The 17,086-nt window shown below is 61.1% G+C and carries 18 protein-coding genes; 9 read left to right on the top strand and 9 right to left on the bottom strand.

The window, feature by feature from the left end; genetic code table 11:
- Nucleotides 1–49: 49 nt before the first annotated feature.
- The 3 genes from ASG19_RS00995 to rsmA are packed head-to-tail and all read left to right on the top strand — an operon-like array spanning nucleotide 50 to nucleotide 2,907.
- Entirely contained in the window at nucleotides 50–1,003 is a 954-nt protein-coding gene (locus ASG19_RS00995; protein ID WP_062454746.1) for a peptidylprolyl isomerase, read from the top strand.
- A gap of 27 nt (nucleotides 1,004–1,030) precedes the next feature.
- Nucleotides 1,031–2,062 (top strand): 4-hydroxythreonine-4-phosphate dehydrogenase PdxA, encoded by a 1,032-nt coding sequence (pdxA, locus tag ASG19_RS01000; RefSeq protein ID WP_062453332.1) that lies wholly within the window; start codon nucleotides 1,031–1,033, stop codon nucleotides 2,060–2,062.
- On the top strand, nucleotides 2,062–2,907 hold the full coding sequence (rsmA, locus tag ASG19_RS01005; protein WP_062453333.1) for a 16S rRNA (adenine(1518)-N(6)/adenine(1519)-N(6))-dimethyltransferase RsmA: 846 nt from the start codon (nucleotides 2,062–2,064) through the stop codon (nucleotides 2,905–2,907). Before pdxA ends, rsmA begins: the two co-directional genes overlap by 1 nt.
- Nucleotides 2,908–2,947: 40 nt before the next feature.
- Here rsmA and gmk read toward each other — a convergent pair whose 3' ends face one another.
- The 8 genes from gmk to ASG19_RS01045 form a co-directional block, all read right to left on the bottom strand.
- Nucleotides 2,948–3,637 carry a guanylate kinase gene (gmk, locus tag ASG19_RS01010; protein WP_062453334.1) on the bottom strand — a complete coding sequence of 230 codons (690 nt, stop codon included), beginning with the start codon at nucleotides 3,635–3,637 and terminating at the stop codon, nucleotides 2,948–2,950.
- A 7-nt stretch (nucleotides 3,638–3,644) separates the two neighbouring features.
- Entirely contained in the window at nucleotides 3,645–4,553 is a 909-nt protein-coding gene (locus ASG19_RS01015) for a YicC/YloC family endoribonuclease (protein WP_062453335.1), read from the bottom strand.
- 36 nt (nucleotides 4,554–4,589) lie between these two features.
- Nucleotides 4,590–5,828 carry an endolytic transglycosylase MltG gene (mltG, locus tag ASG19_RS01020; RefSeq protein WP_082476140.1) on the bottom strand — a complete coding sequence of 413 codons (1,239 nt, stop codon included), beginning with the start codon at nucleotides 5,826–5,828 and terminating at the stop codon, nucleotides 4,590–4,592.
- Between the two features lie 135 nt (nucleotides 5,829–5,963).
- Nucleotides 5,964–7,226, bottom strand: a complete 1,263-nt coding sequence (gene fabF, locus ASG19_RS01025) for a beta-ketoacyl-ACP synthase II (protein ID WP_062453337.1) — start codon at nucleotides 7,224–7,226, stop codon at nucleotides 5,964–5,966.
- 118 nt (nucleotides 7,227–7,344) lie between these two features.
- Nucleotides 7,345–7,581, bottom strand: coding sequence for an acyl carrier protein (locus ASG19_RS01030; protein ID WP_006727438.1), 237 nt, complete (start codon nucleotides 7,579–7,581; stop codon nucleotides 7,345–7,347).
- 283 nt (nucleotides 7,582–7,864) lie between these two features.
- Nucleotides 7,865–8,602, bottom strand: a complete 738-nt coding sequence (gene fabG / locus ASG19_RS01035; protein WP_062453338.1) for a 3-oxoacyl-[acyl-carrier-protein] reductase — start codon at nucleotides 8,600–8,602, stop codon at nucleotides 7,865–7,867.
- Nucleotides 8,603–8,618: 16 nt separating this feature from the next.
- Nucleotides 8,619–9,578, bottom strand: a complete 960-nt coding sequence (fabD, locus tag ASG19_RS01040) for an ACP S-malonyltransferase (protein WP_062453339.1) — start codon at nucleotides 9,576–9,578, stop codon at nucleotides 8,619–8,621.
- A 108-nt stretch (nucleotides 9,579–9,686) separates the two neighbouring features.
- Entirely contained in the window at nucleotides 9,687–10,988 is a 1,302-nt protein-coding gene (locus tag ASG19_RS01045) for an Nramp family divalent metal transporter (RefSeq protein ID WP_062453340.1), read from the bottom strand.
- A 212-nt stretch (nucleotides 10,989–11,200) separates the two neighbouring features.
- Here ASG19_RS01045 and ASG19_RS01050 point away from each other — a divergent pair, with 212 nt between their 5' ends.
- Both ASG19_RS01050 and ASG19_RS01055 read left to right on the top strand, forming a co-directional pair.
- Nucleotides 11,201–12,244 (top strand): aldo/keto reductase, encoded by a 1,044-nt coding sequence (locus ASG19_RS01050; RefSeq protein WP_062453341.1) that lies wholly within the window; start codon nucleotides 11,201–11,203, stop codon nucleotides 12,242–12,244.
- Between the two features lie 85 nt (nucleotides 12,245–12,329).
- Nucleotides 12,330–12,584 (top strand): hypothetical protein, encoded by a 255-nt coding sequence (locus ASG19_RS01055; RefSeq protein WP_062453342.1) that lies wholly within the window; start codon nucleotides 12,330–12,332, stop codon nucleotides 12,582–12,584.
- A 77-nt stretch (nucleotides 12,585–12,661) separates the two neighbouring features.
- Here ASG19_RS01055 and ASG19_RS01060 read toward each other — a convergent pair whose 3' ends face one another.
- Nucleotides 12,662–14,164: a Dyp-type peroxidase domain-containing protein gene (locus tag ASG19_RS01060; RefSeq protein WP_062453343.1), complete on the bottom strand. Its 1,503-nt coding sequence runs from the start codon at nucleotides 14,162–14,164 to the stop codon at nucleotides 12,662–12,664.
- Nucleotides 14,165–14,525: 361 nt separating this feature from the next.
- Here ASG19_RS01060 and rpsF point away from each other — a divergent pair, with 361 nt between their 5' ends.
- The 4 genes from rpsF to rplI all read left to right on the top strand — a co-directional run bounded on the left by rpsF (nucleotide 14,526) and on the right by rplI (nucleotide 17,004).
- On the top strand, nucleotides 14,526–14,993 hold the full coding sequence (rpsF, locus tag ASG19_RS01065) for a 30S ribosomal protein S6 (RefSeq protein ID WP_062453344.1): 468 nt from the start codon (nucleotides 14,526–14,528) through the stop codon (nucleotides 14,991–14,993).
- 23 nt (nucleotides 14,994–15,016) lie between these two features.
- The gene (gene rpsR, locus ASG19_RS01070; RefSeq protein WP_062453345.1) at nucleotides 15,017–15,265 is read left to right on the top strand and encodes a 30S ribosomal protein S18; all 249 of its coding nucleotides are present in this window, start codon (nucleotides 15,017–15,019) and stop codon (nucleotides 15,263–15,265) included.
- Nucleotides 15,266–15,427: 162 nt separating this feature from the next.
- Nucleotides 15,428–16,405: a DUF2232 domain-containing protein gene (locus ASG19_RS01075; RefSeq protein WP_062453346.1), complete on the top strand. Its 978-nt coding sequence runs from the start codon at nucleotides 15,428–15,430 to the stop codon at nucleotides 16,403–16,405.
- 20 nt (nucleotides 16,406–16,425) lie between these two features.
- Nucleotides 16,426–17,004: a 50S ribosomal protein L9 gene (gene rplI, locus ASG19_RS01080; RefSeq protein WP_062453347.1), complete on the top strand. Its 579-nt coding sequence runs from the start codon at nucleotides 16,426–16,428 to the stop codon at nucleotides 17,002–17,004.
- The last annotated feature ends 82 nt before the right edge of the window (nucleotides 17,005–17,086 follow it).

The following is a 17,086-nucleotide window of genomic DNA, read 5'->3' on the forward strand; positions in this document are numbered from 1 at the left end:
CGCGCGACAAGTGCCCGGGCGGAAAAAAGGGATTGGTTTCATGTTTGCAATGACCGCGACACGCAAGATCGTGCTGGCAGTCTCCGTGCTCGCCGCGACCACGGTCGCCACGCCGGTGATGACACCAATCGTGGCAATGGCACAGTCGACGAGCGGCGTCGCAGCCGTCGTCAACCGATCGGCGATCACCACCGCCGACGTTGCTCGCCGTTCGGCCTTCATGCGCCTTCAGCGTCAGAAGCCGAGCAACAAGGTAGCTCTCGATCAGCTGATCGACGAAACGCTGAAGCGCCAGGAAATCTCGCGCGTCAAGATGTCCGTCAGCACCGAGGACGTTGATCGTTCGTTTGCCCGCTTCGCGCAGGGCAACAAGATGACAACCGAGCAGTTGAGCAGCGTGCTCAATCAGGCCGGCGTCACACCGGACCATTTCAAGGCCTATATCGCCGTGCAGATGAGCTGGCCGCGCCTGGTCAACGCCCGTTACGGCGGCGGTCGTCAGCGCATGTCGACCGACCAGCTTGTTACCCGCATGATGGAGAACAAGCAGAAGCCCGTCACCACCGAATATTTCCTGAAACAGGTGATCTTCGTTGTTCCCGCGGCAAAGCGGAACGCCATCCTCAACAAGCGCAAGGCAGAAGCCGACGCGTCGCGGTCGCGGTTCCCCGGCTGCGCCGAAGCTAAAACCTTTGCAGCGACGATGCTGGACGTTTCCATCCGTGATCTGGGCCGCGTGCTTGCGCCGGATTTGCCGGAAGACTGGAAGCCGCTGATCGAGAAGTCCTCCGGCAACACGACCGGCACGCGCGTTACCGAGCGTGGCGTCGAATTCCTGGCGATCTGCGAGCAGCGTCAGGTTTCCGATGACGTGGCGGCCGAAGCCGTGTTCCGCGCCGAGGATCTCGGCAAGGCTGAAAAGTCCGGTGAAGACCCGAACAGCAAGAAGTACATGGACGATCTGCGCGCCAAGGCCCAGATCGATTACATCCAGAAGTCGTAAAGCCCAAAGGGCCTGAACGGAGACCGCATGCCTTTTGATCGTCCGCTCGCGCTGACCCAGGGCGATCCTGCCGGCATTGGTCCAGACATCACGCTCGCCGCATGGACGGCGAGACGGACACACGGCATTGCGCCGTTTCTCTTCCTCGGCGACCCGGCGGTGCTTGCATCGCGCGCGGCCCTTCTTGGCCTCGACGTTGCGATCCGTGAAACCGACGCGGACGGCGCCGTTTCGATCTTCGAAGACGCGCTTCCCGTTCTGCCGATCCCGGCCGGAGCCGAAGTCGCCGCCGGCGAGCCGCATGTCGCCACCGCCCGTGGGACGATCGAGGCGATCGAGACCGCCGTGTCGCTGTCGTTTGCGGGAAAGACGCTCGGCGTCGTCACCAATCCGATTGCCAAGTCCGTTCTATACCAGGCAGGCTTCGGCTTTCCCGGCCATACGGAATTCCTGGCGGACCTTGCGCACAAGCATACAGGCACCCCCGTGCGCCCCGTCATGCTGCTGGCCGGACCGAAGCTGCGGGCCATCCCCGTCACGATCCACATTCCGCTCAAGGACATTCCAGCGGCGCTCACCGAAACGCTGATCCTTGAAACCTGCCGCGTGACCCATCACGACCTGAAAGTCCGGTTCGGCATCGACCAGCCGCGCATCGCGATTGCCGGTCTCAATCCGCATGCGGGCGAAGACGGTACGATGGGCACCGAAGAACGCGACATCATCCATCCGGCCATCGTCAAGCTGCGCGCAGAGGGCATCAACGCCTTCGGGCCGCTACCGGCCGATACGATGTTTCATGACGAAGCCCGCGGCCGCTACGACGTGGCAATCTGCATGTATCACGATCAGGCGCTGATCCCGGCCAAGGCGCTGGGTTTCGATACCTCCGTCAACGTCACGCTCGGCTTGCCCTTCATCCGGACCTCTCCCGACCACGGCACCGCCTTCGGCATCGCCGGCAAGGGTGTCGCCCGCGAAACGAGCCTGGTCGAGGCAATCCGGCTTGCAGGCGCCATGGCCGGAACAATGACACCGAGCCTTGCGGGGCGCATCTGATGGCGACGCTCGATGGGCTGCCGCCGCTGCGTGACGTCGTCCAGCGTCATGGACTGGACGCCAAGAAATCGCTTGGCCAGAACTTTCTGTTCGATCTCAACCTCACCCAGAAGATCGCCCGCGCGGCCGGACCGCTGGAGGACGTGACCGTATTCGAGGTTGGGCCGGGTCCCGGCGGCCTTACCCGTGCCATCCTGTCGCTCGGCGCCAAGAAGGTGATCGCCATCGAGCGCGACGCCCGCGCGCTTCCAGTGCTTGCAGAAATCGCCGACCACTATCCGGGACGGCTTGAGGTCATCGAAGGCGACGCGCTGCAGATCGATTTTGCCGCGCTCGCGGCCGAGAAGGCTGCCGGTGGACCGGTCAAGATCATCGCCAACCTGCCCTACAATATCGGCACGCAACTGCTGCTGAACTGGCTTCTGCCTGAGGACAAGACCTGGCCGCCATTCTGGCAGAGCCTGACGCTGATGTTCCAGAGGGAAGTGGGTCTGCGGATCGTTGCCGACCAAGAAGACGACCACTACGGCCGCCTCGGCGTCCTCGCGGGCTGGCGCACCGATCCCCACATGATGTTCGACGTGCCGCCTCAGGCCTTTTCGCCGCCACCCAAGGTGACCTCGACCGTCGTGCATATGATCCCGCGGGCCAATCCCCTGCCCTGCGACGTCTCCAAGCTGGAACGCATCACCCACGCCGCCTTCGGCCAACGCCGCAAGATGCTGCGCCAGAGCCTGAAACCGGTCGGTGGCGAAGCTCTGCTCGCCAAAGCCGGCATCGACCCGCAACGCCGCGCCGAAACGCTGTCGGTGGAAGAGTTCGTAAGACTGGCGAACTTGCTTTAAGGGGTCGCGGCGAGCGCTATAGCCCCGTTTACACCAGAACCTAGAGTGTCGGCTCTTCCGTCAGAAGATTGCTGACGAACTCGAACAGGCCGTGCCTGCGGTCGCGGCGGACGCGTTCGGCGTTGACGATGCAGCTGACGTTGTGGAAGGCTTCGTCGAGATCGTCGTTGACGATGACGTAGTCGTATTCGCGCCAGCGCTCGATTTCCGAGCGGGAATTGGCAAGCCGGGTGCGGATCACGTCTTCGCTGTCTTCGGCGCGGCGGTGCAGACGTGACTGCAGCTCGGTCATGGTTGGCGGCAGCACGAAGATCGAGACGACGTCCGCCTTCATCTTTTCCTGCAGCTGAAGTGCGCCCTGCCAGTCGATGTCGAACAGCATGTCGCGTCCCTCGGCCATCGCCTTTTCCACGGGCTCGCGCGGCGTGCCGTAGAAATTGCCATGCACCTCGGCCCATTCCAGGAGGTCGTCGGCATCGCGCATGCGCTCGAACTGCGGCACGGTGATAAAGTGGTAATGGGTGTCGGCGATCTCGCTCGGGCGCTTGGCGCGGGTGGTGACACTGACCGAGATCTCGAGGCTATGGTCGCCGCGCAAGAGATTGCCGGCGATGGTGGATTTGCCAGCGCCTGACGGCGACGACAGGACCAGCATCAATCCCCGGCGCGCGATCGTCGTCTTCATCTTCGAGGGCGACGAGGTTTTCGGTGTCGAGGGGGCCGGGCTCATGGTCGTGTCACTCCAGATTCTGAACCTGTTCGCGGAACTGGTCGATCACGACTTTCAGTTCCAGTCCTGCTGCCGTTACAGCAGCGGCGTTGGATTTGGAACAGATCGTATTCGATTCCCGGTTAAATTCCTGTGCAAGGAAGTCGAGACGGCGCCCGGCAGGCCCGCCCGTCTGCAGAAGCTCGCGGGCTGCGACGACATGGGCCTTCAGCCGGTCGATCTCTTCGCGCAGATCGGCGCGGGTCGCAAGCAGTGCTGCCTCGCCATAAAGCCTGTCGCGGTCGAGAGTCGGCGCCTCTGCCATCAAGGCGGCGAGCTGCGTGGAAAGCTTCTTGGCAATCTCTTCCGGCGAGCGGGACGGGTCCTTCTCCACCAGCGTCGTCAGTTCGGCGATGCGGTCCACATGGCGGGTGAGAATGTCCCGCAGTGCCGACCCTTCGTGCTCGCGCATCTCTTCAAGTTTGAAAAGCGCGTCGCCGAGACAGTTGAGGATGGCGGCGTCGCGCGCCGTCACCGCCTGTTCGTCATCCTCGGCCTCGCGGATCTCGACGAGACCACGGATGCCAAGCAACGTGTCGAGACGCAGCGGTGCCGAATCGACCAGATCGCCCAGTTCAGCACGGAGCGCCATCACGGCGGCCAGTGCATCGCGGTTCAGCACCGCTTCCACCTTTGCGTCGTCGGTCGAGAGCGACAGCGCCACCTGCAGATTGCCGCGAGAAAACCGTTCGGAAATCCGCTTGCGGACATCCTGCTCAAGACGATCAACGCCGGAGGGCAGCCGCAATCGCATGTCGAGCCCCTTGCCGTTAACCGAGCGCAGTTCCCAGGCAAAGCGGTTGCGGCCGCTTGTTCCTTCGCTGCGAGCAAAGCCGGTCATCGACTGCAGGGATTTCGGGTTAGACGGCAGGCTCATACGCTTCTCCGGACTGCCTTCCCCAGAGGCAAGGCGTCAGTTGCTTTTCGGTGGCGTTTCGGCGTCGTCGCCATCCGGCTGGCCATCGACCACTTCTTCACCGCGGGCTGCCGCATTGCCGGTTGACCGTTCGGCCTCGATCCGACGCCAGCGACGTACGTTGGCATTGTGCTCTTCCAGCGTGGCTGCAAACACGTGCCCGCCTGTGCCGTCTGCCACGAAATAGAGATCGTTGGTGCGCCACGGATTGGCAACAGCCTCGAGTGCGGCGCGGCCGGGGTTGGAGATCGGCGTCGGCGGCAGGCCCTTGATCTGATAGGTATTGTAGGGCGTCTGCTTGGTCAGATCGGACTTGTAGATCGGCCGATCGGACGGTTTGCCCTCACCGCCGAAGATGCCGTAGACAATGGTCGGGTCAGACTGCAGTCGCATGCCCTTGTTCAGCCGGTTGATGAAGACCGAGGCGACATGGGCGCGCTCGTCGTCCTTGCCGGTTTCCTTCTCGACGATCGAGGCGAGCACCACGAACTCTGCCTTGGTCTTGACCGGCAGGTCGGGGTCGCGCTTTTCCCAGATCTGGTCGATCGTCTTCTGCTGAGCGGCATGCATCTGCGAGAGGATTTCCGACCTCTTGGTGCCGCGCGAGAACTTGTAGGTATCGGGCCGCAGGCTGCCTTCGGCGGGAAGCTCAGCCGGCATGTCGCCTTCCAAAACCGCATCCTCGTTCAGACGCAGCATCATCTGGCGCACGGTCAGGCCTTCCGGGAAGACGACGGAATAGAGGATGGACTTGCCGGAGATCAGCGTCTCCATCACGTCCTTCATCGAAGCCTTCGCCTTGATGTCGTATTCGCCGGCCTTCAGCGTCTCGCCGCCGCGCAGATAGGTCGCGGTCACGTAGCGGAACACGCGCGCGTCGGACACGACGCCGTTGCGCTCGAGATTGTTGGCAATCTCCGCCAGGCCGTTGCCGGGACGGACCATGAAGTGGGCGTTCGTCTCCAGCGGGCCCGGATCCTGAAACGTTCGGATCATGTAATACAGGCCGCCGATCACCACGATGCAGACGAGCACGACCATCGTCATAACGAAGTTCAGGAAGATCACCAGCTGGCTGCGCGCCTTCTTGGAGCGACGCGGCGGTTCCGGCACCCGTTCGGGCTTCAGGGCCTCGTTCGGCGATTTCGGAATGATCGGACCACGGGTCGTACCGTTGCCATTGCCGCCATGGCCGTTTCCACTGCCATAACCCGGCTGATCATTCGATGAATTCATGTCGCTCAACCGTTTCCCCTCGACTCTGGACTTTCAACCGGCTGTTTGGCCAAGCAATACGGCAAAAAGCAGGTTCGGAAAATGATATCGGCCGGACTGTCGAAGTCCAGCCGAGAAGCGAAGGCCGAATGCGCGTCAGGCTTCGTAGCGCTTGAGCACCAGAGACGCGTTGGTACCGCCGAAACCAAAGGAGTTCGACAGAGCCACGTTGATTTCGCGCTTGCGCGCGGTATGCGGAACAAGATCGATCACAGTGTCGACATCAGGGTTGTCGAGGTTCAGCGTCGGCGGCGCGATATTGTCACGGATCGCCAGTGCGGAGAAGATGGCTTCGACAGCGCCGGCTGCACCGAGAAGGTGACCGATTGCCGACTTGGTCGACGACATGGAGACCTTGGAGGCCGCATCGCCAACCAGGCGTTCGACAGCACCGAGTTCGATCGTGTCGGCCATGGTCGATGTGCCATGCGCGTTGATGTAGTCGATGTCGGATGCGCCAAGACCAGCGCGCTTCAGGGCCGACGTCATGCAACGGAAAGCACCATCGCCGTCTTCGGAAGGAGCCGTGATGTGGAAGGCATCGCCGGACATGCCGTAACCGACGACTTCGGCGTAAATCTTGGCACCGCGCGCCTTGGCGTGTTCGAGCTCTTCCAGCACGACGATTCCGGCGCCCTCGCCCATCACGAAACCGTCACGGTCGCGGTCGTAGGGGCGCGAGGCGCTTTGCGGGTCGTCGTTGCGAAGGGTCGACAGCGCCTTGCAGGCAGCAAAGCCGGCCAGCGCGATCCGGCAGATGGGTGATTCGGCACCACCGGCCACCATGACCTCCGCGTCGCCCAGCATGATCAGCCGGGCGGCATCGCCAATCGCGTGCGCACCGGTGGAACAGGCGGTGACGACCGAATGGTTCGGGCCGCGCAGCTTGTGCTTGATCGAGACCTGTCCGGAGACAAGGTTGATCAGGCGGCCGGGAATGAAGAACGGCGAGATGCGGCGTGGGCCTTTGTCTCGCAAAGTGTAGCCAGCCTCGACGATACCCTCGAGACCACCGATGCCGGAGCCGATCAGGACACCGGTCTCGATCTGGTCCTGGTCGGTCTGCGGGTGCCAGCCGGCGTCGGCCAGCGCCATGTCGGCGGCGGCAACACCATAAAGAATAAATGGATCGATCTTGCGCTGTTCTTTCGGCTCCATCCAGTTGTCGGCATTGAATGTGCCGTTGGAACCGTCGCCGACCGGAATGCGGCAGGCGATTTTGGCCGGAAGATCTTCGACTTCAAATTCGGTCACGACCCGGGCGGCGTTGTCGCCGGCCAGCAGACGTTGCCAGCTGACTTCCGTTCCGCATCCCAGAGGAGATACCATGCCGGTACCGGTGATAACGACACGCCTCATCGCCAGTGCCCCACCCTGTAGTAGTATTGTCAGTTAGTTGCTGAAACGGCCCGAACAAGCGGGCCGTCATGAGAGATCGCGGCCTCGCAACGAGGCGCGCGTCCCGAATATGGTTCGATCAGGCCTGAGCCTTTTCGATGAACTTTACAGCGTCGCCGACCGTCAGGATCGAGTCAGCTGCATCGTCCGGAATTTCCACGCCGAATTCTTCTTCGAACGCCATGACCAGTTCGACCGTATCGAGCGAGTCCGCGCCGAGGTCGTCGATGAAGCTAGCGCCTTCGACAACCTTTTCGGCGTCGACGCCGAGATGATCAACAACAATTTTCTTAACGCGTTCTGCGATATCGCTCATGTCGGTTTCCTCGACCTTTTGTCTTCTCGAATGCCTGAATGGCATCCGTATCCTGTTAATACCTGCCGCCGGCACTTCATGGTGCCGATGCGGGCAAACCCCTTCGCCCCTCTTCAGGTTCCAGTCACATGCTCACGCATTATGACGCCCTGAATTTCGGGGTGACTTCGTGTAGTCAAGGCCCGCTTAACACGGTTTCCGTGCTACGCAAAGCCAGAATCTGTTCCGCCGCACAGCCGCCAACAGCCGATTTTACTCGGATTTGCTGCGCCCGTGCCCCGGATCAGATCATCGCCATACCGCCATTGATATGCAAGGTCTGTCCAGTCACATATCCCGCTTCATTCGAAGCGAGGTAAAGAACAGCGGCGGCAATGTCGGATCCGGCGCCCATCCGCTTCATCGGAATGGCCCCCATGATGGCGTCTTTCTGCTTGTCGTTCAGCTTGCCGGTCATGGCGCTCTCGATAAAGCCTGGCGCGACGCAGTTAACCGTCACGTTGCGCGTGGCGATTTCCTGCGCCAGCGACTTCGAGAAGCCGATCATGCCGGCCTTGGAGGCGCAATAGTTGGCCTGGCCCGGATTGCCGGTGACGCCGACGATCGAGGTGATGTTGATAATGCGGCCGAAGCGACGGCGCATCATCGGATGGGTCAGCTCGCGGGTCAGGCGGAACACGGAGGTCAGGTTGACTTCAAGGACTGCGTCCCAGTCCTCGTCGCTCATGCGCACGAACAGGCCGTCCTTGGTGATGCCCGCATTGTTGACGAGAATGTCAACGCCGCCGAGTTCCGCTTCCGCCTTTTCACCGAGCGCCTTGACCGCGGCGCGGTCGGAGAGATTGGCCGGAAAGATGTGGACGCGATCGCCGAGTTCGGCAGCGAGTGCTTCCAGCTTCTCGACGCGGGTGCCGTGCAGGCCGACGGTTGCACCCTGCGCATGCAGCATGCGGGCGATTTCTTCGCCGAGGCCACCGGTGGCACCGGTGACGAGGGCCTTGCGGCCGGTCAGGTCAAACATGTTGAATTCCTTCTCTTCAGCCGAGGATGGCAGCCAGCGCCGCGTCGATATCAGCCGGGGTGTTGAGGGCTATGCCAGAGATATTCTTGTCGATGCGGCGGGCAAGACCCGTCAGCACCTTGCCGGAACCAATTTCGTAGAGCGTCGTCACGCCATTGGCGCCGAACCACTCGACGGTTTCGCGCCAGCGCACCTGTCCGGTCACCTGCGCCACCAGCAACGTCGCGATTTCGTTCGCGTCGGTGACCGGCGTTGCGCGCACATTGGCGATGACAGGCACGACCGGATCGTTTTTCTGGACGGTGTCCAGCGCATGGCGCATGGCGTCGGCCGCCGGCGCCATCAGGTCGCTGTGGAAGGGTGCAGAGACCGGCAGCATGATCGCGCGCTTGGCGCCTTTTTCGGTCGCCAGAGCCGCTGCTTTCTCGACAGCAGCCTTCGAGCCGGAAATCACCAGCTGGCCGCCGCCATTGTCGTTGGCGATCTGACACACGCCTTCCGACTTCGCCTCCACACAGATCGCTTCGACATCGGCATGATCGAGACCGATGATCGCAGCCATCGCGCCCTGGCCGACCGGAACGGCGGACTGCATCGCGTCACCGCGAATGCGCAACAGCCGTGCTGTGTCTGCGAGAGAGAACGTGCCGGCCGCACAAAGAGCCGAATATTCGCCGAGCGAATGGCCGGCGACGAAACCGACCTTGTCGGCGAGAACGAGTCCGCGAGCTTCGAGAACGCGCATAGTCGCGATGGAAACGGCCATGAGGGCCGGCTGCGCGTTGGCGGTCAGCGTCAACGTTTCTTCCGGCCCGTTCCACATTGTTTCGGACAGTTTCTGGCCGAGCGCCTCGTCGACTTCATCGAACACGGCACGGGCTTCGGGAAAGGCGTCGGCCAGTTCCTTGCCCATGCCGACGGCCTGGCTTCCCTGACCCGGGAATGTGAATGCGATACTGCTCGCCGGACTACTCATAAGGTCGTTTCCTTTCCCTATTTTTGCCCTTTCCATTCACATTCCCGCCTTGCAAGTCAAGGGTTTCGGGCATTTACCCCGCTTTTGGCCGGTGCTTACCCCCTGTTATCAGCCCGAAATCAGGCTGATCACTTCGTTGACGCAAAGAACGACGAACAGCAGCGCTGCAGCGCCGAGCAGGCCGTTCGACAGCCAGCCATTGCGCCATTCCTTCGGGACGCGGGCAGAGTTCAGCAGCCAGATCAACGTGACCGCCAGGAACGGCATGAAGAAGGCTCCGAGCGCGCCATAGATGATGACGAGCGTGAACGGGCGGCCGAACCACAACAGCGACATCGGCGGGATCGTCAGCCAGAACAGGTAGAACTTGAAGGCCGGCGTCTTTTCCAGTCCCTGACGCGAACCGCTGGTTCCGCCGCGCACGGTGCGGACGAAATCGGCAAACAGCAGCGACACGCCATGCCAGACGCCAAGGATGGAGGATATCGTGGTGGCAAAGAAACCGACCAGGAAGGCCTTTGCGACAAACGGGCCAAACCGTTCCTGCAGAACCGCGTCGAGATCGAGCAGGCCGCGGTCACCGGTCGAGAGCGCGATCTGCGCCGTGTAGAGAAGCTCGGCGCCGACGATCAGCATGGCAATGACGAAAATGCCGGTCATGATGTAGGCGACGCGGTTGTCGAGGCGCATGACGCCCATCCAGGACGGGGTGCGCCATCCCTTGGCATTCACCCAGTAGCCGTAGGAGGCCATTGTGATGGTACCGCCGACGCCACCGATCAGGCCGAGCGTGTAGATGGCCGAGCCCTCGGGGATGGTCGGGATCAGACCGGTCAGCGCATTGCCGACATCAGGCACAACAAGAATCGCGATACCGACGACGATGGTGAACATGATGGCGATGAAGACCTTCATCACGGTCTCGAAGACTTCGTAGTTGTTGAAGGCAACGAAGGCCGCGCAGACGAGGCCTGAGATCATGGCCCAGGCCCAGAGCGGCAGGAACGGGAAGAGAGCCGCCAGCGGCAGTGCCGTCGCGCTCATGGCGGTAGCGCCGTACACGAAGCCCCAGATCATGATGTAGATGCCAAAGTACCAGCTCGTCCATTTGCCGAGCGACCGCCAGCCGTCGAGCATGGTCGAACCGGTAGCGAGGTGATAGCGGGCCGATCCCTCGGCAAGCGCAATCTTGACGATACAGCCAATGACCGCTGCCCAGAGAAGCGCATAGCCGAAACGCGAGCCGGCAATCAGCGTGGCGATCAGATCGCCTGCGCCGACGCCGGTAACGGCAACCACGATACCGGGACCGATCAGTTTCCATCGACCCGTCTTCGGCGGTTCGCCGGCGTCAGGAAACCCCTTGTCGTCGTATTGTGTCGTCTCATGCTGCGTCGCGTTATCGACCATTCAAAATGCCCTCCAAAAATTTGTTCTGCGCCAGACGCAAATCCGGCCGCAAAATTGCCGTATCGGGAACAAGTTGGAAAAAATTCTCTCCCGTCCAGCAAACTCTTGATAAATTTTACGCTACCGACGCGCGAAACCGGCACCGATCTGCTCTTGCACTGCGTCAAATCCGATCTAAAGTCCGGCCACTTTTTCAGACGGGATCGATCTTCATGAAATACAATAAACTGGGCCACACCGACCTCTCCGTTTCGGAGATCTGCCTGGGCACGATGACCTGGGGAACGCAGAATTCCGAGGCCGAAGCCCATGAACAGATGGACTATGCTTTCGACAACGGCATCAACTTCTTTGATACGGCCGAACTCTACCCGACGACGCCTCCGGGTGCCGAAACCTACGGTGACACGGAAACGATCATCGGCACCTGGCTGCAAAAGAGCGGCAAGAGACAGGACCTGATCCTCGCCTCCAAGATCGCCGGCAGCGGTCGCTCCTACATTCGCGACGGCCGCCCGATTACCCGCGAGACGATTCGGGAAGCACTCGATGCCAGCCTCTTGCGCCTCAAGACGGATTACCTCGACCTCTACCAGATCCACTGGCCGAACCGCGGCACGTTCCACTTCCGCAATTCCTGGAAGTTCGATGCGTCGAAACAGGATCGCGAACAGGCACGCACGAGTTTTCTGGAAAAACTCGAAACGCTCGGCGAACTGGTGAAGGAGGGCAAGATCCGCGCGATCGGGCTTTCCAACGAAAGCACCTGGGGCACGATGCGCTATCTCGATGTGGCTGAGGAGAAGGGACTGCCCCGCGTCGCGACGCTGCAGAACGAATACAATCTTCTCTATCGCCAGTTCGATCTGGATCTTGCAGAAATGTCCCATCACGAGGATGTCGGCCTGCTCGCCTACTCGCCGCTCGCAGCCGGTCTGCTTTCCGGCAAGTATCAGGGCGGCGCACGACCTGAAGGCTCGCGCGGCGCGATCAACCAGGATCTCGGCGGTCGTCTTCAGCCGCGGCAGGAGCCGGCGGTCAAGGCCTATCTCGACATCGCCAAGAAGCACGGCCTCGACCCGTCTCAGATGGCGCTCGCCTTCTGCCTGACGCGCCCCTTCATGGCCTCCGTCATCATCGGGGCTACGACGATGGACCAGTTGAAAACCAACATCGCCGCTACCGACGTGACGCTGTCGGATGAGGTTCTGAGAGAGATCGCCGCGGTCTATCGCGACTATCCGATGCCGATCTGAGGTCGCGACGGATTGCGGATGACCGGCTGAAACACGCTGTCGTCATCCGCAAACTTGCGCTATTTCTTCCGGCGGAGGACAAGCCATGATCGACATTCCAAGGCCCGGAAGCCCGTTCCACGAGGCCTATCTGGTCGCAGCCGCGCAATGTGGTCAGCTGCCGATTACCGAGATATCCGACACGAACGAGAACTGCATCGTCAGCTCGATCGCCTGGATCGCCATGCGCGACCAGGTCAGGGCGGACCGGACCTTCGTGGCGGAGGCTGGATTTCCGCTCGCCGTTCTGCTCGCCGTGATTGCAGTGGTGCGATACTGGAAAAGCCGGGCGGCGCGGTAGGTCAGCATAAAGGTGGCCGGAACGATAAGTCCCGGCCGCCGGATATATCTCTGTCGCCGCTCAATCGCTCGGCTATTTTACGACAACTCAGCCGGCGGGTTTGCGATCAAGGATGGTGCCGACTGAAGGAAGCTGATCGATGGAGCGAAGAAGTACTCGCCGCCCATCAAGGTCACCGTCTGCACGAAATCCATCACGCCGACCTTTTGTGGCTGACTATGGCCATCGATCCATTCCTTTTCGGACGGATCGCCACTGTTTGCGACCTGGCTGATGATGAAATCGACACCTTTCTTCGCCGGAACCGCCGGCTGGAATGGAAACGACGTATTGTTCGCCCAGGCACTCTGGGTGAACTCGAACTGCTGATTGACGTCGGCCATGTAAGCCATGAAAATAAGACCGACTCCCTTGTCTGGCTCATCTGAAAAATCGGGTGCCCGATCGCCATAGGTTATGCCTCGGCGCGCCATGATATGCGAGCGCTCGAATTCGTCGCCCGGCGTGCGCGGATTGGTCTTCCTGACATGCGCTCGAACGGGACATTTCAGCCCGACCGGGTCGAGTGTGTAGTCGAAGTCATTGGTTGGCGCGCCCGCCACTGGACCGCTCTGCAGTGCCGGTGTTCCGTCCTCGAAGCGACCGACAACCATCGCACCCGCGCGGTCCTCATCGGGGTTCTGTGGATCCACCGACTGCGCAAGCAGACGTTCCCTCTGCTTGGACAGCTTCACGTTCTGCTCGAGCTTGCGGTAGACGAAATAGCTGCCGCATGAAAATGTCGTGGGATTGCCCGGATCCGATACGACAAACTGGGAGGCCTTGAACTCCTCGTCCCATTTGCCACGAGGTTTGGGCATTCCATTGTTGTCGAGGAAGTCTTCGGTCAGAAACAATGGCTGGCTGATGCCATCGACATAGCCGAAATGCTCGATGCCTTCGCCTCGAACATCGCCGCCCGCCTGCTTGCGCCTCTGCGCCAGGCCGATGTCCGAACCCAGAACCGTTGCGCCGTGCTTTGCGAAAACCTTCTGCAACGCGCTGTAGGAATTGCCCACAAGTGAGGCCTGTTCGTCTGCAATCAGAACCATGGCGTCGGGGTCGTCCTTGGCGCTGTCCCAAGCCTCACCCTTTTCCCAGTGCTCCTTTTCCGGATCATTGATTGGAGGACCGGCAAACGGAAGCGGCATCGGATTGAGCCGTCCGCGGTTCCGCATCCCGGCCCTGAATGAGGCATCGGCGGGAATGTTGGCATCCGGCAAACTAAGGGCTGCATACCCTTTTGCGCTGAGGAAGACGCTGACGACCGTTCCGCCGCCGAGTTTCGTTGCCTTGAATGCTTCTGCCTCGCGCAGTTGCGTCAGCGCGGATGTCGTCACGAACGAAAGATCCCGCAGCAGGCCGGCGACCGCATCAGACTTCATGCCAGCGAAACTGAGAAAGACATTCTTGGTATGATCTCTGCCGTGCCCCTTCAGGATATTGGCCTGCAGGTCCGACAAAAGCGAAAGAAGATCCGCATCCGACGTCCAATTTTTCCAGGTGATGGTAGTATTCAAAATAGTATCGAGCTTAGCCATGCCTCCTGCTCCTCTTGGCAAAGGGTCGAATTGACCCGAACCCAAATTACAACCCAAGGTGCTATGAAGTCCATTTAACTATTTTTGCGAGCGTCGACCCCCTCCCCCTTGCCTTATCGTCAAAAATCCGTATAAGCCGCCTTGTTCGAAACACCCGGTCTTCTGGCTGGTGGCTGAACGGAGGGTAGGTCGCGTGAGCGGCCGTAGGAACGAAAAGCGTTCCGGCCTCCCGTGTCTCCGCTCTCGACCGTCTCGATACAACAGCTTTTCTTGCCTGGGCTTGCCCCATTCCAAGAGCAGTCGTTGAGGCTTAGCCGCCGAACCCGGGTGACAAAACAACCGCAAGAAAGGCAAAGCTTACATGGCTCTTTATGAACACGTATTCCTTGCTCGACAGGATATGTCCGCACAGCAGGTTGATGCCCTCGTAGAACAGTACAAGGGTGTCCTCGAAGCAAATGGCGGCAAGGTCGGGCGCGTAGAAAACTGGGGCCTCAAGTCCCTCACATACCGCATCAAGAAGAACCGCAAGGCGCACTACGCCCTTATGGACATCGACGCACCGGCAGCTGCCGTGCACGAGATGGAACGCCAGATGCGCATCAACGAAGACGTTCTTCGCTACATGACGCTTGCCGTCGAGAAGCACGAAGAAGGTGCGTCTGCAATGATGCAGAAGCGCGATCGTGACGACCGTCCGCGCCGTGATGGTGACGACCGTGGTCCTCGCCGCGACTTCGGCGATCGTGGCCCGCGCCGCGATTTCGGTGATCGTCCCCCGCGTGAAGGTGGTTTCGAGCGCGCACCGCGCCCGCCACGTGACGCTTAATCGGTTCGAAGGAGAAAACACCAATGGCTGACTCATCCTCCTCCGCGGCACGCCGTCCGTTCCACCGCCGTCGCAAGACCTGCCCGTTCTCGGGCGCGAATGCACCGCGGATCGACTACAAGGACGTTCGTCTTCTGCAGCGCTACATTTCCGAGCGCGGCAAGATCGTACCTTCGCGTATCACGGCCGTTTCCCAGAAGAAGCAGCGCGAACTGGCCCAGGCCATCAAGCGCGCCCGCTTCCTCGGCCTGCTGCCTTACGTTCTGTCGTAATCTGATATCGGACCTGCCGGCTTTAGCGCCGGCGGGTCCATCTTCCCTTCCGCGTTGGGCGCGGATCGGCAAAACCAAAACCCATGTTGGGGATCAAGGCCATTGCGACATCCGTCCCGGCCTATCCCCTAACTGCTTGATGTGGCAGGACAGCGAGACAAAGTGACGAACAAGTTCCAGACAGTGCTGCCGACCGGTATCCTTGCCGGTGTTATCGCCACCGTGCTTGTCATGGGTGCGAGCGCACAGTCGTCGTTTGCCTCCATTCTCTATGCAGCTTCCGCTCTTCCGATCCTGATCGCCGGCCTCGGCTGGGGCAATCGCGCTGCGATCGTCGGCGTCGTGACCGCCGGAGTGCTTGGTGCACTTCTCGTGTCGCCGATGTTTGCGCTTGCCATGGCGGTGTTCACGCTGATCCCAGCCGGATGGTTGTCACATCTTGCCAATCTTGCCCGTCCCGCCTCCGAACTCGGCGGCCCGGACAATCTGATGGCCTGGTACCCGATTTCCGACATTCTGCTGCATCTCTGCGGCCTCGTCACGATTGCCGTCATCGCGCTCGGCTTTGCGATCGGCTATGGCCCGGAACTGATCGACCAGATGGTCGATGCGATGACGACAGCGCTTCAGGCGCAGGAGCCCACCATCGCCCCCGATGTCGCGAGCCTTTCCCAGACCAAGTCGCTGCTGGTGCTGATGCTGCCGATGTTCCAGGGCGGCATCTGGGTAACGCTGCTGTTTGCCGCCTTCTATATCGCGGTACGCGTCGTGTCGCGATCCGGCCGCGCAGTTCGCCCGCGCGAGGACATGCCGTCAGCGCTGCGGATGAACCGCAATGCCATCTTCATCTTCCTCGCCGGCACGGTGATGACCTTCTTCGGCGGCGCTCCGGCGATGATCGGCGCAGTCGTCTGCGGCACGTTCGGCGCCGGCTTCCTCATGGCGGGCTATGCCTCGCTGCATTTCCGCACCCGCGACAAGGACTGGCGCCCGCCGGTTCTCGTCCTCTGCTACCTGTCGTCGATGCTTATCCTGCCGGCGATCGCCATTGTCGTGCTGGGTCTTTCCGACACACGCCGCACCATTGCCCTGACGCCTGCAAAATCCGCAGACGGCAGAGACGAACCACCTACGAATTGAAACTTGAAAGGAACCACAACATGCAAGTCATTCTGCTTGAACGCGTGGCCAAGCTTGGCCAGATGGGCGAAACGGTAAAGGTCAAGGACGGCTTTGCCCGTAACTTCCTTCTGCCACAGGGCAAGGCGCTGCGCGCCAACGAAGCCAACAAGAAGCGCTTCGAAGCCGAGCGTGCAACGCTTGAAGCCCGTAACCTGGAGCGCAAGGGCGAAGCCCAGACCGTTGCCGACGCGCTTGACGGCAAGACCTTCGTGATCGTCCGCTCGGCTGGCGAAACCGGCCAGCTCTACGGTTCGGTCGCTGCCCGTGACATCCTCGAGGCACTCGCTGCCGAAGGCTTCAACGTCGGCCGCAACCAGGTCGATCTCAACACCCCGATCAAGGCAATCGGCCTGCACAAGGTCGTTCTGCACCTGCATTCGGAAGTAGAAACCGAAATCGCCGTTAACGTTGCCCGTTCCGCTGAAGAAGCCGAGCGCCAGGCCAAGGGCGAAAGCCTTACCTCGGCTGACGCCATCTACGGCGTCGACGAAGACGCGCTTCGTCCGGAAGACTTCTTCGATCCGGACGCAGACGGCAACGCTGAAGACGACGAATAAGCCGTCATCGTCTAACCAATTCGAGAAACGCCCGGGTCATCAGCCCGGGCGTTTTTTTGTCTTCTTGGGCTATACTGATGCG

This window comes from Rhizobium sp. Leaf306, assembly GCF_001423425.1.
In the GTDB taxonomy this organism is placed as follows: Bacteria; Pseudomonadota; Alphaproteobacteria; order Rhizobiales; family Rhizobiaceae; genus Neorhizobium; species Neorhizobium soli.

What these genes read in the sequence shown, in the direction of transcription:
- ASG19_RS00995 (WP_062454746.1), top strand. Translation starts at nt 50, where the DNA reads ATGACCGCGACACGCAAGATCGTGCTGGCAGTCTCCGTGCTCGCCGCG.
- pdxA (WP_062453332.1), top strand. Translation starts at nt 1,031, where the DNA reads ATGCCTTTTGATCGTCCGCTCGCGCTGACCCAGGGCGATCCTGCCGGC.
- rsmA (WP_062453333.1), top strand. Translation starts at nt 2,062, where the DNA reads ATGGCGACGCTCGATGGGCTGCCGCCGCTGCGTGACGTCGTCCAGCGT.
- gmk (WP_062453334.1), bottom strand. Translation starts at nt 3,637, where the DNA reads ATGAGCCCGGCCCCCTCGACACCGAAAACCTCGTCGCCCTCGAAGATG.
- ASG19_RS01015 (WP_062453335.1), bottom strand. Translation starts at nt 4,553, where the DNA reads ATGAGCCTGCCGTCTAACCCGAAATCCCTGCAGTCGATGACCGGCTTT.
- mltG (WP_082476140.1), bottom strand. Translation starts at nt 5,828, where the DNA reads ATGAATTCATCGAATGATCAGCCGGGTTATGGCAGTGGAAACGGCCAT.
- fabF (WP_062453337.1), bottom strand. Translation starts at nt 7,226, where the DNA reads ATGAGGCGTGTCGTTATCACCGGTACCGGCATGGTATCTCCTCTGGGA.
- ASG19_RS01030 (WP_006727438.1), bottom strand. Translation starts at nt 7,581, where the DNA reads ATGAGCGATATCGCAGAACGCGTTAAGAAAATTGTTGTTGATCATCTC.
- fabG (WP_062453338.1), bottom strand. Translation starts at nt 8,602, where the DNA reads ATGTTTGACCTGACCGGCCGCAAGGCCCTCGTCACCGGTGCCACCGGT.
- fabD (WP_062453339.1), bottom strand. Translation starts at nt 9,578, where the DNA reads ATGAGTAGTCCGGCGAGCAGTATCGCATTCACATTCCCGGGTCAGGGA.
- ASG19_RS01045 (WP_062453340.1), bottom strand. Translation starts at nt 10,988, where the DNA reads ATGGTCGATAACGCGACGCAGCATGAGACGACACAATACGACGACAAG.
- ASG19_RS01050 (WP_062453341.1), top strand. Translation starts at nt 11,201, where the DNA reads ATGAAATACAATAAACTGGGCCACACCGACCTCTCCGTTTCGGAGATC.
- ASG19_RS01055 (WP_062453342.1), top strand. Translation starts at nt 12,330, where the DNA reads ATGATCGACATTCCAAGGCCCGGAAGCCCGTTCCACGAGGCCTATCTG.
- ASG19_RS01060 (WP_062453343.1), bottom strand. Translation starts at nt 14,164, where the DNA reads ATGGCTAAGCTCGATACTATTTTGAATACTACCATCACCTGGAAAAAT.
- rpsF (WP_062453344.1), top strand. Translation starts at nt 14,526, where the DNA reads ATGGCTCTTTATGAACACGTATTCCTTGCTCGACAGGATATGTCCGCA.
- rpsR (WP_062453345.1), top strand. Translation starts at nt 15,017, where the DNA reads ATGGCTGACTCATCCTCCTCCGCGGCACGCCGTCCGTTCCACCGCCGT.
- rplI (WP_062453347.1), top strand. Translation starts at nt 16,426, where the DNA reads ATGCAAGTCATTCTGCTTGAACGCGTGGCCAAGCTTGGCCAGATGGGC.